General features: G+C 64.4%; 13 protein-coding genes. 5 read left to right on the forward strand and 8 right to left on the reverse strand.

Going from position 1 to position 14,482, the window contains the following annotated elements; translation table 11 throughout:
• Positions 1-66 precede the first annotated feature (66 nt).
• From P9273_RS00375 to P9273_RS00400, 6 genes are all read right to left on the reverse strand, one after another.
• A complete protein-coding gene (locus tag P9273_RS00375; protein ID WP_278047135.1) occupies positions 67-1,533 on the reverse strand; it encodes a UdgX family uracil-DNA binding protein in 1,467 nt (488 codons plus the stop codon).
• Between the two features lie 2 nt (positions 1,534-1,535).
• Complete coding sequence (locus P9273_RS00380) at positions 1,536-2,771, reverse strand: putative DNA modification/repair radical SAM protein (RefSeq protein WP_278047136.1); 1,236 nt, start codon at positions 2,769-2,771, stop codon at positions 1,536-1,538.
• Positions 2,772-2,861: 90 nt separating this feature from the next.
• On the reverse strand, positions 2,862-4,268 hold the full coding sequence (locus P9273_RS00385) for a glutamine synthetase family protein (RefSeq protein ID WP_278047137.1): 1,407 nt from the start codon (positions 4,266-4,268) through the stop codon (positions 2,862-2,864).
• A gap of 11 nt (positions 4,269-4,279) precedes the next feature.
• Positions 4,280-5,662, reverse strand: a complete 1,383-nt coding sequence (locus P9273_RS00390) for an aspartate aminotransferase family protein (protein ID WP_278047138.1) — start codon at positions 5,660-5,662, stop codon at positions 4,280-4,282.
• A 173-nt stretch (positions 5,663-5,835) separates the two neighbouring features.
• The gene (locus tag P9273_RS00395) at positions 5,836-6,810 is read right to left on the reverse strand and encodes a WD40 repeat domain-containing protein (RefSeq protein ID WP_278047139.1); all 975 of its coding nucleotides are present in this window, start codon (positions 6,808-6,810) and stop codon (positions 5,836-5,838) included.
• Positions 6,811-7,035: 225 nt separating this feature from the next.
• A complete protein-coding gene (locus P9273_RS00400) occupies positions 7,036-8,094 on the reverse strand; it encodes a CobW family GTP-binding protein (RefSeq protein WP_278047140.1) in 1,059 nt (352 codons plus the stop codon).
• Between the two features lie 386 nt (positions 8,095-8,480).
• Between P9273_RS00400 and P9273_RS00405 the strand changes: the two genes are divergently transcribed.
• Entirely contained in the window at positions 8,481-8,954 is a 474-nt protein-coding gene (locus P9273_RS00405; RefSeq protein ID WP_041000249.1) for a MarR family winged helix-turn-helix transcriptional regulator, read from the forward strand.
• Between the two features lie 165 nt (positions 8,955-9,119).
• Here P9273_RS00405 and P9273_RS00410 read toward each other — a convergent pair whose 3' ends face one another.
• Positions 9,120-9,992 carry an AraC family transcriptional regulator gene (locus P9273_RS00410; protein ID WP_278047141.1) on the reverse strand — a complete coding sequence of 291 codons (873 nt, stop codon included), beginning with the start codon at positions 9,990-9,992 and terminating at the stop codon, positions 9,120-9,122.
• Between the two features lie 44 nt (positions 9,993-10,036).
• On the opposite strand from P9273_RS00410, the gene P9273_RS00415 reads away from it, so the two are divergent.
• From P9273_RS00415 to P9273_RS00430, 4 genes are all read left to right on the forward strand, one after another.
• The gene (locus P9273_RS00415; protein WP_278047142.1) at positions 10,037-10,444 is read left to right on the forward strand and encodes a DUF2000 family protein; all 408 of its coding nucleotides are present in this window, start codon (positions 10,037-10,039) and stop codon (positions 10,442-10,444) included.
• 177 nt (positions 10,445-10,621) lie between these two features.
• Entirely contained in the window at positions 10,622-11,506 is an 885-nt protein-coding gene (locus P9273_RS00420; RefSeq protein ID WP_278047143.1) for a DMT family transporter, read from the forward strand.
• A gap of 80 nt (positions 11,507-11,586) precedes the next feature.
• Positions 11,587-12,609 carry a LacI family DNA-binding transcriptional regulator gene (locus tag P9273_RS00425; protein WP_140811547.1) on the forward strand — a complete coding sequence of 341 codons (1,023 nt, stop codon included), beginning with the start codon at positions 11,587-11,589 and terminating at the stop codon, positions 12,607-12,609.
• Positions 12,606-13,589 carry a 2-hydroxyacid dehydrogenase gene (locus tag P9273_RS00430; protein WP_278047144.1) on the forward strand — a complete coding sequence of 328 codons (984 nt, stop codon included), beginning with the start codon at positions 12,606-12,608 and terminating at the stop codon, positions 13,587-13,589. The genes P9273_RS00425 and P9273_RS00430 overlap by 4 nt, the downstream gene beginning before the upstream one ends.
• Positions 13,590-13,636: 47 nt before the next feature.
• Here P9273_RS00430 and P9273_RS00435 read toward each other — a convergent pair whose 3' ends face one another.
• Positions 13,637-14,410 carry a gamma-glutamyl-gamma-aminobutyrate hydrolase family protein gene (locus tag P9273_RS00435; RefSeq protein ID WP_278047145.1) on the reverse strand — a complete coding sequence of 258 codons (774 nt, stop codon included), beginning with the start codon at positions 14,408-14,410 and terminating at the stop codon, positions 13,637-13,639.
• Positions 14,411-14,482: the final 72 nt, after the last annotated feature.

Here is a 14,482-nt window from a genome sequence, read left to right on the forward strand (position 1 = left end):
CTTTAGGTACGTGAAGCGCAGGAAGCCGCCATTTGCAGGCCGGCCTCACCTGAAGATCAATGCTGCCTAAGCAGCCATCAGCTGCTTCACCTTCCTCATATCCCGCAAAAACCGCTCCTTCTCGGCCTCCTTGTCCTCCTGATCGCGGATGCGCAGGATGAAGGACGGGTGGATGGTGAGGAACACGCGCAAGCCGTCCTCGCGTTCGATCACATCGCCGCGCATCTTGGTGATCGGCACCGCCTTGCCGAGCAGCGATTGCGCCGCCGTCGCGCCGAGCGCCACGACGAGGTTCGGCTTGACGAGATCGAGCTCCTTGTCCAGCCACCAGCGGCAGGCCTGGATCTCGCCGGCATTGGGCTTGGAATGGATGCGCCGCTTGCCGCGCGGCTCGAATTTGAAGTGTTTGACCGCATTGGTCACATAGACCTTACGGCGGTCTATCGCCGCGTCGTCCAGGATGCTGTCGAACACCTTGCCCGCCGGACCGACGAATGGCTTGCCGGCCAGATCCTCCTGGTCGCCTGGCTGCTCGCCGACGAAGATCACATCGGCATTCTCCGGTCCCTCGCCGAAGACGGTCTGCGTCGCATCGCGCCAGAGCGGGCAACGGCGGCAGCCTTTCGCCTCCTCGCGCAGCTCCGGAATATCCTCGGCCTCTGGCGCCACCACATCGGACGGCTCGGGCGTAGGCCAGTGCTTGGCCTTCACCTTGGCGTGATGCGGTGCTGGGCTGGTTGGCATCCGGTCGATCATCTCTGACGCGGCTTTGTCCGCTCCTGCTATCAGATCTGGAATGAGCGAGGCCTCGGGAAGGTTCCGCCAATATTTTTTCGGCATCTCTCTCTGCATCGCCTTCACCTTAAGGCGGGCCGGATTGAAGATGTTTTCGAAATAGGTCCGCCACAGCGCCTCGGCATCGTCTTCCGCCGGCGCGTCGCGCTTGGCCGCGCCTGGGCCGATCGCCAACCGCTCACCGTCCCAGTCGGCAGAGGCATGCGGGGTCAGGATCGTCCAGCGCATGCCGGTGAAACGGCGCACGAAGAAATCGGCATTGCGCTCAACGATGAAATGGTCGGGCTCGAACCACGCGACATAGCGCTCGTCCCCGCCTTCGCCGATTTTCCGGAAACGCACGAAGGCGCGCATCTTGTGAATGTCGCGGTGCACCGCCTTCTCCATCGCCTCCAGCCGCCGGATGTCGGGATCGGTCGCGATCGAAAGCAGCTTCGGCTCGGAACGCAACCGCCAGAGCAGCCGGTAGAGAAAGCTGAAGCGCTCCGGATCGGAATGGCAGATCACCGTCTCGGCGCGCTCGATGAAGTCGCGCGGCACGACCAGCCGCGCATCGGCTTGCGCAGGCGGCAAATCGCTGGCGCCACCTTCGCGATCCGGTTCGACCTGCCACGCAACATCTTCCGGCGGAATATCGTTCGTCGCCAGCCGGCGCGCGGCATCCCGCCAGCCGGCGAAATCGGTCTGGCTGCCGAGCCGGACGACATGAGCGGCGAGGTTGAGCTGGGTTCTCGCCATGGTCAGAACAGCGATAGCTGCTCGCAGGAGCGGGTGATCTCCTGGCGCAAACCGGCCTTGTCGGTCAACGCGCCCGGCGACCAGCCTTCCGCGACGATAAAAGGCCGCACCTTGGCGACCGAATGACAGAGCCGGCCGACATCCTCGAGCCGCAGCCGGCGGTGGCGGCGTGTCTCGATGATCCGGTCGATGACCTTAGTGCCGAGGCCGGGAACGCGCAGCAGCGCTTCTCGCTCGGCGCGGTTGACGTCGACCGGAAAGCGGCCCCGGTTGCGCAGCGCCCACGCAAGCTTGGGGTCGATGGCAAGGTCGAGCATGCCGTCATTGCTGCCGGCGAGGATCTCCGGTTGCGAGAAGCCGTAGAAGCGCATCAGCCAGTCGGCCTGATAGAGCCGGTGCTCGCGTATCAGCGGCGGTTTCTGCAATGGCAGGGACGACGACGAATCCGGGATCGGGCTGAAGGCGGAGTAATAGACGCGTCTGAGGTGATAGCTGCCGTAAAGCCGGGCACTGGCACGCAGGATGCCGTCATCGGACGTCTTGTCGGCGCCGACGATCATCTGCGTCGACTGGCCGCCCGGCGCGAAGCGCTCGCGCCTGCGGCTCTGCAAAGTGGGCTCGGCCTTCTCCTCGATCTTGCGGCGCAGCTCCGCCATCGAAAGCCGGATCGCTTCCGGCTTCTTTTCCGGCGCCAGTTTCTTCACGCCCTCGTCGGTCGGCAATTCGACATTGATCGACAATCGGTCGGCATAGAGGCCGGCTTTCTCGATCAGCTCGGCCGACGCCTCCGGAACTGTTTTCAGATGAATATAGCCGCCGAACTTTTCCTCGATCCTGAGCCTGCGCGCCACTTCGACCATCTCGCCCATCGTCTCGTCCGGCGAGCGAATGACGCCTGACGACAGGAACAGCCCCTCGATATAGTTGCGGCGATAGAAATCCATTGTGAGCTTCACCACCTCCTCGACGCTGAAGCGGGCGCGCCGCACATTCGAGGACGAGCGATTGATGCAATAGCTGCAGTCATAGATGCAGAAATTGGTCAGCAGGATTTTCAAGAGCGAGATACAGCGGCCGTCCGGCGCATAGGAATGGCAGATGCCGGAACCCTCGGTCGAACCGATGCCGCCCGATCTCAGCGAGTCGCGCTTCGCCGAGCCGGACGACGCGCAGGAAGCGTCGTATTTGGCGGCGTCGGACAGAATCGCCAATTTCTCGCGGACGGAAAGCACAGCCATCTGTTCATGATATGTTCCAGAAATGCAATTGGCTATAACTTTTGATTGCTGTCAGCAGAACGTGATCGCCGCCCGCCTATCGGCCAGCGCTCACACCTCATGCAGATAAAGATGGTAATCCAGCTCGCTGACGGTGCGGGCGACACGCAGATATTCGGCCTGCTTGATCGCCACGAAGGTGCGGTGCAAATCGGGGCCGAGCGCCGACTTCAGGAAATCGGAGCTCCTGGCCGCCTCGATCGCCGCGCGCCAGTCGGCGGGCATCGCCGATTTTTCCGTCGCCTGCTCGTAGCCGTTTCCGGTCGTCTCGGGGCCGGGGTCCAGACCTTCATCCAGGCCTTTGACGATGCCGGCCAGCACCGTCGCCGCCACCAGATAGGGGTTGGCGTCGACGCCTGACGGCCGATGCTCGATGCGACGGTTCCTGGCATCGCCCGCCGGCACGCGCAGCGCCACCGAGCGGTTGTTGACGCCCCATGTCGGCGCCACCGGCGCGTAGGATTGCGAGACGAAGCGGCGCCATGAATTGGCGTGCGGCGCAAACACCAGCATCGATTCCGCCATGGTGTGGATCAGGCCGCCAAGCGCGTTGAGCAGCTTCGGCGACCATTTCTCGCCGGCGGTCTCGGTGAAGACGTTGCGGCCGGCGTCGTCCTGCAGCGAGACGTGGAAATGCATGCCCGAACCCGCATAGGCCTCGATGGGCTTGGCCATGAAACAGGCGGTGACGCCGTGCCGGCGCGCTTGCGCCCTGACCAGCCGCTTCAGCATCACGAGGTCGTCCGCCGCTCGCATCACGTCCTTGCGGTAGTTGAGCGTCAGCTCGTACTGGCCGGGCGCGTATTCGGAAATGATGGTTTCTGCCGGAATGCCTTGCGCCTTGGCGGCGGCGTAGATGTCCGAAAACAGCGGCTCCATACCATGCAGATGGTCGACCGAATAGACTTCGGTCTTCGCCGAACGACGGCCGTCGAGCACCGCGCGGGCGGGCTGTACCTTGCCGTCCGCGTCGCGCTCATTGGACAGGAGGAAAAACTCAAGTTCGAAGGCGCCGGCCGGATGCAGGCCGCGTGCCGCCAGCAACTCCACCTGCCTTGCCAGCACCAGCCGCGGGTCGGAGGTCATCGGCTGGCCATCGAGGTGGTACATTGACATCAGCAGCTGGCCGCGCGGCGGGCTGGTGCCGAAGAGCGGCACCAGCGTGCCAGGGATCGGCCATGCGCGCAGATCGCCGTCGCCGGTGTCCCACACCAGTCCGGTCTCGTGCACATCCTCGCCGGTAATGTCGAGGCCGAGGATCGAGATCGGCAGGTGCCGGCCGTTCTCGAAAATGCCCATCAGCTCATGCCGGCGCACGATCTTGCCGCGGCCGATGCCGTTGGCGTCGGTGAGCACGATGTCGAAGGCCTCGATCTCGGGATGCGCGTCGAGAAAGGCTTTTGCCTCGGCGGGCGTCGAGCCGGAAGGCGAAGTTGTGACGGCGTTCGGATTGTCCATGTTTGCTTGTCTCACGCCGCAAGCTTGCCCGCAACCGCGGCGAAGGCGGCGATCAGCCGGCTCACTTGCGCCGCCGTGGTTACCGGCGAAATCAGCATCATGTTGTGGAACGGCGCGATCAGCACGCCGCGATTGACGAGTGCCACATGGATGGCGGCTTCCAGCTCCGGCGCATGCGCTTTTTCCGCCTCGCCGCCATTCCTGAGCGGCCCGGGCGCGCAGATGAACTCGACGCGCGCGCCGACCCGCGCCACATGCCAGGGCAGATTGTTTCGCTGGATAACGGCGGAGAGCCCCGCATCGAGCCGGCGCGCCAGCCGGTCCATATGGGCGTAAGCCTCCTCGCTCATCACCTCTTCCAATGTCGCCCGCATCGCCGCGAATTGCAGCGGATTGGCCGACAGCGTCGTGCCCATGCCGGAATAGCCGGCCTCCTTCGCCCGGTTGTAGGCGCCGTAGCGAGTGGCCACCTCCTCGCTCATGCCCCAGATGCTCGCCGGAACGCCGCCCGCCACCGGCTTGCCGAGCACGAAGAGGTCCGGCTCCAGCCCGTGCTTCTTCGTATAACCGCCGGGGCCGGTCGAAATCGTGTGCGTCTCGTCGATCAGGAGCAGCGTGCCGGCGGCGCGTGTCAGGCGCCGCAGCGCTTCGTGAAAGCCGGGTTCCGGCAGCACCATGCAGGAATTGGTCAGCACCGGCTCGGTGATGACGCAGGCGACGTCGCGGTCCGCAAGCGCTGCCTCCAAAGCTGGGATGTCATTGAACTCGACGATCCTGGTGGCCCGCGTGAGATCGCGGAATTCGCCGGCCAGCCCAGGCCGGTTCACCGGCTTGCCGTCGATCAGCCGCACCATCGTCTCGTCGACCGAGCCATGATAGCAACCATTGAAGACCAGGATCTTCTCGCGTCCTGTCACGGCGCGGGCGACGCGCAGCGCGAAGCGGTTGGCGTCGGTGGCGGTGGTGGCGATCTGCCAATAGGGCAGGCCGAAACGCTGCTGCAGGAGGGTGCCGATCGCCAGCGCATCCTCGCTCGGCAGCATGTAAGTTAGGCCTCGAGCGGCCTGCCTGCGGATCGCGCGGGCGACCGCCGGCGGCGAATGGCCGAGCATCGAACCGGTGTCGCCAAGGCAGAAATCGTCGAGCCTGTTGCCGTCGATATCGGTGATGGTGGCGCCCTTGGCGCCGTCAACCAGGATCGGGAACGGTGTTGGCCAGTCGGTCATCCAGTGCATCGGCACGCCGCCGAGGAAGCCGGCAATGCCGTCGCCCAGCTTCGCCTCGGATTTCGGCCGCGCCTTGCGGAAGGCGGCCGCCTCCGTCTCGCGCAGCTCGGCGATGCGGGCGATGTCGATGCCGCCGATGGAATTCTTGGAACTGTCCGATGCCTGCATGAAAACCCCTGTGTTTCGCGCGGCACTCTGCCCATGGCTTGGCAAAACTGCAATTGGCCGTGGTGGGGGCGGACGTTGGATCAGGCAGTAGGCAGTAGGCAGTAGGCAGTAGGCAGTAGGCAGTAGGTGTCGTCGTCCCTAAGCCCTACTCCCTATTCCCTATTCCCTATTGCCTACGCAGTGATGTCGATCACGCCGCAATCGCCGGCCGAACTTCCGAACACGATGCGGCGTTCTTCCTTGTCCCACATCATCGAGGTGATGGCGCCCTTGCCGGGGCGGCGCAGCAGCACTTCCTTGGCGTCGGCGAAGCGCGCCGCAATCACCATGCCGTCCTCATAGCCGATGGCGGTGACCTCCTGGCTCGGATGGCAGGCGACGCAGGTCACCATCGTGTTGCCGCGCGTGCCGAGCTCGAGCGGCGCCTTGCCCATCGGTCCGTCCTTGCTGGCGAAGGGCCAGACGATCGCCGCCGGCGCGCCCGAGCTCGCCAGCCATTTGCCCTTGACGCTCCAGGACAGGCTTTTCACCTTGCCGGGATAGCCCGACATGCGCATGTGCTTGCCGTCGGCGAGCTTCCAGCCATGCAGCGCATTCTCCTGCATGGTGGTGATGAGAAAAGCGCCGTCCGGCGAAAACGTGATGCCGGTATGGGCGCCGGCCCATTCGAGCTCGACAGGCTTGCCCTCGGCCGCCGGGAAATGCAGCGTTGCGCCATTGTAGCGGGCGACGCCAAAACGCATGCCCTTGGGCGAGAAGGCCAGCCCCTCCACCGAGCGCGGATGGGTGAATTCCTTGATCTTGCCGTCGGCGAAACGCACGAAAGCGGTCTTACCGGAGGCGTAGGCAATCGCGCCCTGGGGTCCGGCAGCGACGCTGGTGACCCACTTTCTGCCGGCGCTGGCCAGTTCGCTCACCTCGCCGCCGGCCTTTACGGCAAACACCTTTCCGTCCTCGCCGCCTGTGATCAGCCGGTCGTTGGCTGCGTCATGGAAGGCGGCAAGCAAGCCGTCATTGGCCTGAACCGTCTTTTGCCCATTGTCGAGCCGGTGGATTGAACCGTCGGCGAGTGCGAAATGCGGCACGTCGTTCAGGAAGACAGCGGCGACGCAATGGCCTTCGAGGTCAAGCGGGGCGACTGTGGGCATGGGGTGGTCCATTCGAGATCAGCCAGCGCGGCTAGGTGGCTCCCCCTTCCCCTTGTGGGAGAAGGTGGATTGGCGCGCAGCGCCAAGACGGATGAGGGGTGTTGGACGGATCGCCGTCATCGCCAGGCTGGAGCACCCCTCATCCGACCTCGCTTCGCGAGGCCACCTTCTCCCACAAGGGGAGAAGGGAAGAACGGGCAGCGCTAGCGCCTGAAGGTCAGGAAATCAAGCCGCCTGGCAGGCTTCGAAGCTCTTCCTGAGCCGCTCGGCGTCGAGGTCTCGGCCGATGAAGACCAGCCGGCTCTCGTGCTTCTCGCCCTCCTTCCAGGGGCGCTGATGGTCGCCCTCGAGGATCATGTGCACGCCCTGCAGCACGTAGCGGTCCTCGTCGCCCTTGAGCGCGATGATGCCCTTCAGCCGCAGGATGTTCGGCCCTTCCATCTGGGTCACCTTCTCGATCCAGGGGAAGAATTTCTTGGGGTCCATCTCGCCGCCGCGCAGCGATACCGACTTCACCGTCACGTCATGGATGTCGGAAGCATGGTGGTGATGATGATGATCGTGGCCGTCATGATGGTGGTGGTCGTGGTCGCAATCCGGGCCGCATTCATGATCGTGATCGTGGTCATGCGCCTCGAGGAAGTGCGGATCGTTTTCCAGCGCGCGCGACAGGTCGAAGGCGCCGCGGTCGAGCACTTCATTTAGCGCTACGCCGGAACGCTGCGTGCGGTGGATTTTTGCCGCCGGGTTGATGGCGCGGATCGTCGCTTCGACCTTTTCCAGCTCTTCAGGCGTGACGAGGTCGGTCTTGTTCAGCACCACCACGTCGGCGAAGGCGATCTGGTCCTCGGCTTCCTTGGAATCCTTCAGACGCAGCGGCAGGTGCTTGGCATCGACCAGCGCGACCACCGCGTCGAGCTTGGTCTTGGTGCGAACGTCGTCGTCCATGAAGAAGGTCTGCGCCACCGGCACCGGGTCGGCGAGACCCGTGGTCTCGACGACGATGGCGTCGAAGCGGCCGGGCCGCCGCATCAGGCCTTCGACGACACGGATCAGGTCGCCGCGCACCGTGCAGCACACGCAGCCATTGTTCATCTCGTAGATTTCCTCGTCGGATTCGACGATCAGGTCGTTGTCGATACCGATCTCGCCGAACTCGTTGACGATGACGGCATAGCGCTTGCCGTGGTTCTCCGACAGGATGCGGTTGAGCAGCGTCGTCTTGCCCGCGCCGAGATAGCCGGTGAGAACGGTTACGGGGATTTGCGTCTGTGCATCGCTCATGGTTTGCCTCGAAAATCTTGGCCACGAAAATCTTGGATTGTCGGCCTCATATAGGATGCGTGCCGCGCTTTTGCACGCGCCAAACCTATAGGCCAGGCTGACCTCCTTACCGAGATGTGCGGAGGACGGATTGGCGGCGGCCGTACCAGGCGGAACGGTGGAACGACGTGAGCGGCCTGGGGTGTTCGCCGGCCTGCGCTGTGAATCTCGCCGGTTCAAAAGTCGTTTGTCATCTAACTGAAATAAACATCTGGCATCACCTGCGCGGGCACCGCAATGCTTGCCGGCAAAGCGTTCCGGAAGCCGGATTCTGAGAGATCGTCATTTGCCAGCCGTCGGCCAGCCTCTATGCTGGCCGCGCCGGTTCGGCCGAAGAGGGAACGACCATGGCCAAGGCGGACAAGACAGCGACAATGAGCCGGCTGCATTCGGCGGCGAGGCTGGCGCGCACGGCGCTCGCGGCGCGGCTCCTGGCGCATGGTTTCTATGCCGGCCAGGACCAGATCATGCTGGCGCTCGACCGCGAGGACGGCCAGACTCCCGGCAATCTCGCCGGCAAGCTCGGCGTGCGCCCGCCGACCATCACCAAGACCATCAACCGGTTGCAGGCGCAGGGTTTCCTCGAGAAGCGCGCCTCCAACGCCGATGCCCGCCAGGCCCATATCTTTCTCACCGAATCCGGCCGCGAAACCATCCGCGCCATCGAGAAGTCGGTCAAGAAGACCGAGAAGCAGGCGCTGAGGGGCCTCGACAAGAAGGACCAGAAGGCGCTGTTCAAGCTGCTCGCCCGCATCGAGGCGAATCTGTCGAACGAAGATCTGGTGCTGATCGACGACGACGCGGAGTTGGATGAAGCGTGAAAGCGCGACGCGCAGCGTCGTCGCTCAACGCGCGGCGTTCCCGTTAACGAGCGACGCGTAAGCGTCGTCTCGAGCGATCCAAGCGCGATGCGCAGCATCGTCACTCCACGCACCCACGTTAGCGTTATGCTGTAAGCTTGGCGCGCAGCGTCGTCGCCCTTCCCGCTAGGCCGCCGCCCCCGATCCCTTCACCAGCGTCGCCCAGCGACCGGGCGTCATGCCGAACGCCTTCTTGAAATGCCGGTTGAAATGGCTCTGGTCGCTGAAGCCCGCGCCGGCGGCAATCTCCGCCAGCGACTCGCCCTCGGCGATCATGCGCCGCGCTCTTTGCAGCCGGCGCATCAACAGGAAACGATGCGGGCTGGTCGAATAGGTGGCGCGAAAATGGCGCGACAGCGCGTAGCGATCGAGGCCGGTAATAGCCTCCAACTCGCCGGAATGCACCGCCCGCTCGGCATTCTCCTCGAGATAGTCGCGGGCAAGCGCCGCCGCACGCCAGGCGGCCTTGGGCGTTGACTTTGCCGGCTTTCCGGCATGGCGCCTCAGATGTTGCGCCAGCTGCGCGACGAAATCCGCCACGAACAGGTCGCCGAGTTCTTCGTCCAGTGGCGCCAGCGCCGAGAGCAGCGTGTCGCGCAAGCGAGAATCGTCGACCACCGCGTCACGCACGAAAGGCAGCGGCTCGCCGCCGAGGCAGTCGAGCAGCAGGGACGGCTCCAGATAGAGGATCCTGTAGCGCAGCCCGTCTTCCGTGCCGGCGCCGCCATCGTGCAACTCGTCCGGGTGCAGCACGATCACCTGGCCGGGCAGGCTGTGTTGCAGCGCACCGCGATAATGGAAGCGCTGCACGCCGCTGAGCGTCACGCCGATGGCGTAGGTGTCGTGCCGGTGCAGCTCGAAGGCATTGCCGTGGAAGCGCGCCTCGATGCGTTCGAGGCCGAGCCCGCCGGGCGCCGCAACGATGCGATCGCCATTGGCCGCATCCGCGCACGAACGTTCAAGACCTTCCTTCGCTTCTGCGCCTAGAGCCTGCGCCATCACCTTTCCCGCCCTTCACGGGCCATCGCGGAGTCTCAATCTTGGTGTTCGGTACGAAAATTGCAATTGTCCTGAGAGAGGATCTGCCGGTGTGGCAGAAGCTCAACGTCACCGCGTTCCTGACCAGCGGCATCGTCGCGCAGTTCCCCGAGATCATCGGCGAGCCCTATCGCGACCGCCCCGGCAATCTCTACAACCCGATGTCGATCCAGCCGGTCATCGTCCTGTCGGCCGATGCAGCGACGCTGGGCGCGATCCATCGCCGGGCCTTGGAGCGCGGGGTGACGACCTCCGCCTATGTCGAGGAGATGTTTTCGACCGGGCACGACATCGCCAACCGCGCCGTCTTCGCCGAATTCGCGCCGGACGATGCCAAGATCGTCGGCATCGCCATGCGCGGTGAGAAAAAGCTCGTCGACAAGATCGCCAAGGGCGCCCGCATGCATGCTTGAACGCAGCGGCGTTGTTGCAGCGGCCGCTTTTGGTCCGGCCACGGCAGACAATTGGCTTGCCGGCATGCTTTGATTGCCGCAAAGGTGTGGCCTCCGCCTTTGCTTCCTTTCGGCCCGAATTTGTCCGTTTCCCGAACTCAAGACGACAGCGCAACGCCGCCCGCGGCGATGCTTTTGATGCTTTGCGTCTATGTCTGCTTCACCTTTCTCGACACCTCCAGCAAATATCTGGTGCTGGCCGGCGTCTCGGCGCTGATCGTCGCCTGGGCCCGTTTCACCGTGCATGTCCTGCTGGTCGGGCTTTTCCTGCGCGGTTGGCGCGAGCCGGCGCGCTTTCGCGCCAACAATCTGCCGGCGCACATATTGCGCGGCTGCATGCTTTTCGGCTCGACGATGTTCAACATCCTGGCGCTGAAAACGCTGCAGCTTGCCGAAACCACCTCGATCTATTTCTTCGGCCCGATGGTCATCACCGCTCTTGCCGGCCCGCTGCTCGGCGAATGGGCCGGCTGGCGGCGGTGGCTCGCGATCCTCACCGGCTTTGTCGGTGTTCTGATCATCACCCGGCCCGGCATCGGCGTGTTCGGCATCGGCCATCTCTTCGCACTGGGGTCGATGCTGTCGAACAGCTTCTACGTCATCATGACGCGGCGCATGTCGGCGACGGAAACCTCCGAGAGCCTGATATTGTTCTCGGCGCTGGCGCCGTCGGTGCTGCTGGCCCCGATGCTGGCCTTCGCGCCCGCGCTGCCCCATGGCGGCTTTCAATGGTTCATTGTCCTGATGCTGGGCGTCTTCGGCGCCGGCGGCCACTATCTGCTGGTGCGGGCTTATCGCCTGGCGACCACGACGCAGTTGGCACCTTTCCCCTATTCGCAGATGGTGTGGATGATTATCTCCGGCTGGGTGATTTTCCACCAGTTCCCCGACCGCTGGACCTTGCTGGGTGCGGCCATCATCGTTGCCAGCGGGCTCTACATCATTCACCGCGAGCACAGGCTTCGCGTGCGCAACTCCGCCTCGCTCGACACCGAGGCAGAGGCGCTTGCGAAAAAACTTTGATTTGCTCCGAATCCGGTGGCATAAGGCCGTTTTAAAAAATTTAAAGACCTGAATTGAGAGACCCTGGGGAGCGAAGGGCACTGGCACAGAAGATCAAGCTTTCGACGATCGCGGATGCGCTCGGTGTGTCCACGGCAACGGTATCGCTGGCGCTGCGCGACAGCCCATTGGTCGCAGGCTCCACGCGCGAGCGCATCAAGGAGCATGCCCGCGCCATCGGCTATATTTACAACCGCCGCGCCGCCTCGTTGCGCACCTCGCGCTCCGGCATCGTCGGCGTCGTCGTGCACGACATTATGAACCCGTTCTTCGCCGAGATCCTGCGCTCGATCGAAAGCGAGCTCGACCGCAGCCGGCAGACCTTCATCCTCTCCAACCATTACGACCAGCTGGAAAAGCAGCGCACCTTCATCGACACGCTGCTGCAGCTCGGCGCCGACGGCGTCATCATGTCGCCGGCCATCGGCACGCCGGCCGAGGACATCATCATGGCCGAGGAAAACGGCCTGCCGGCGGTGCTGATCGCGCGCACCGTCGCCGGCGCCGACGTGCCGGTGTTCCGTGGCGACGACGCCTATGGCACCGCGCTTGCCACCAATCATCTGATCTCGCTCGGCCATAAGCGCATCGCCATGGTCGGTGGCACCGACCAGACCTCGACCGGTCGCGACCGCTACCAGGGCTATCTCAATGCGATGGAGGCGGCCGGCCTGGAGGTGAAGCCGTCCTGGCGCATTCCCGGGCCGCGTACCAAGCAGGCGGGGTTCGAGGCCGCCGGGCAGTTTCTGGCGCTGAAGGACAAGCCCACGGCCGCCTGCTGCTGGAACGATCTGGTCGCGATCGGACTGATGAACGGCATCGCGCGCGCAGGCCTTGTGCCGGGCGTCGACATCTCCGTGACCGGCTATGACGATCTCGAGGAGGCGGCGATCGCGACGCCGGCCCTGACCACGGTCTGGAACGGTCAGCGCGAGGTCGGCCGGCGCGCCGCGAGCGCCCTGCTCGATAAGTTGAACGGGCAGGCGGTGCGGCCCTCGCAGGAGCTGATCAAGCCGGAACTGCATGTGCGGCAGTCTACCGGCAAGCCGGTGGAGCGTGCATGACCAAGCCTGAAGGAAAATTGCCGGTCGCCATCCTGGTGCCCGCCGATTTCAACGATCATGCCGTCGGCCGCATCGACAAGGCGTTCAAGCCTGTGCGGATCGAACGCGCCGATCCATCGCTGGTCACCGACGAGATGCGCGCGACGGTGCGCGGCATCGCCTCCTATGCGGGCATCAGTGCCGCGATGATCGACGCGCTGCCCCATCTCGAGATCATCGCCAGTTTCGGCGTCGGCTACGATTCCGTCGACGCCGATCACGCTGCCAAGCGCGGCGTCATGGTCACCAACACGCCCGACGTTTTGACCGAGGAGGTCGCCGACACCGCCATCGGCCTTTTGATCAACACCCTGCGCGAGCTTTACGCCGCCGAGAAATGGCTGCGCGACGGCGACTGGCTGGAGAAGGGCAATTATCGCCTGAGCCGGCTTACCTTGCGCGGCCGCAGCGTCGGCATTTTCGGTATGGGCCGTATTGGCCGGGCCGTTGCCCGTCGGCTTGAGGCCTTTGGCCTGCCGATCGCCTATCATAACCGCCGCAAGGTCGAAGGCCTGGCATACGACTATCATGCCACTTTGAAAGGCCTCGCCGAAGCCGTCGACACGCTGATCTGTGTTGCCCCGGGCGGCGCCTCCACGGAGAAGGCGATCAATGCCGAAGTCCTGTCGGCGTTGGGTTCGAACGGCGTCTTCGTCAATGTCGGCCGCGGCTCGACGGTCGACGAGGCGGCACTCGCCGCGGCGCTGAAGAGCGGCGCCATCGCCGCCGCCGGGCTCGACGTCTTCGCTGACGAGCCGAAGGTGCCGCAGGCCCTGCTCGACGCGCCCAACACCTCGCTTCTGCCGCATGTCGGCTCGGCGTCGGTCCATACCCGCCGTGCCATGGCCGATCTATGCGTCGACAATCTCGTCGCCTGGTTTACCGAGCGCCGGCCGCTGACACCGGTGCCGGAGACGATCAACGTCAAGGCGCGCGGCTAGGGCAATCCTAAGGGAGTATGGAGCGGCGTTCCATCTATGATGGTCGCTTATTCCGCCGCGGCGCGGGCGCAAGCCTTTGCCGCCGCGTGCAGGCGCACGGCATCGCCGAAGGCCTTGAAGATCTTGGCGGAGTTGCTGTCCGATTTCACCCAGTATTCGGGGTGCCACTGCACGCCGACCGCGAAGGCGCGGGCATCCTTGACGGAGACCGCTTCGATCGTGCCGTCGCTGGCCAAAGCCTCGATTTGCAGTTTCGAGCCGAGCCGGTCAATCCCCTGCCGGTGCAGCGAGTTGACCTTGATGTCTCCGGCGCCGAACACGCCGGCAAGGCAGCTTCCGGGCTTGATCGAGATCGTCTGATGGATAGCGAAGCGCTCGTCCTGATTGTCGCTCACCGGCGCGCGGTGATCGAGCGAGCCCTCGCGCTCCTGGATTTCGGTGCCCAGCGAGCCGCCGAGCGCAACGTTGAGCTCCTGGATGCCGCGGCAGATGGCAAGCAGCGGCACGCCGCGCTTGAGCGCCTTGCGGATCAGCGGCAGCGTGGTGGCGTCGCGCGCCGGATCGTAGGGACCGTTGGCCTCGCTCGGGTCGCCATCGTAAAGCGAGGGATGGACGTTGGATTTCGAACCCGTCAGCATCACGCCGTCGACCGACGACAGCAATTCGTCGAGGTCGAGCCGGTCGCCGAAGGACGGCACCAGAAGCGGGAACACGCCGGCGCCGGTGATCGCGGCTTCCAGATATTGCTGGGGTGCTGCGTGCCAGGTGTAGTTGTCGAATTGGCGGACGTCGGTCGAGACTGCGACGAGCGGCTGCTGCATTTTGGGTTTGGTTTCCATTCAGGCCAAGGAATTGTTCTGCCTATAAAATAAGCGATCCGTCGCGGCTTTTCC

Origin of the sequence: Mesorhizobium sp. WSM4935 (genome assembly GCF_029625735.1) — a bacterium.
In the GTDB taxonomy this organism is placed as follows: Bacteria; Pseudomonadota; Alphaproteobacteria; order Rhizobiales; family Rhizobiaceae; genus Mesorhizobium.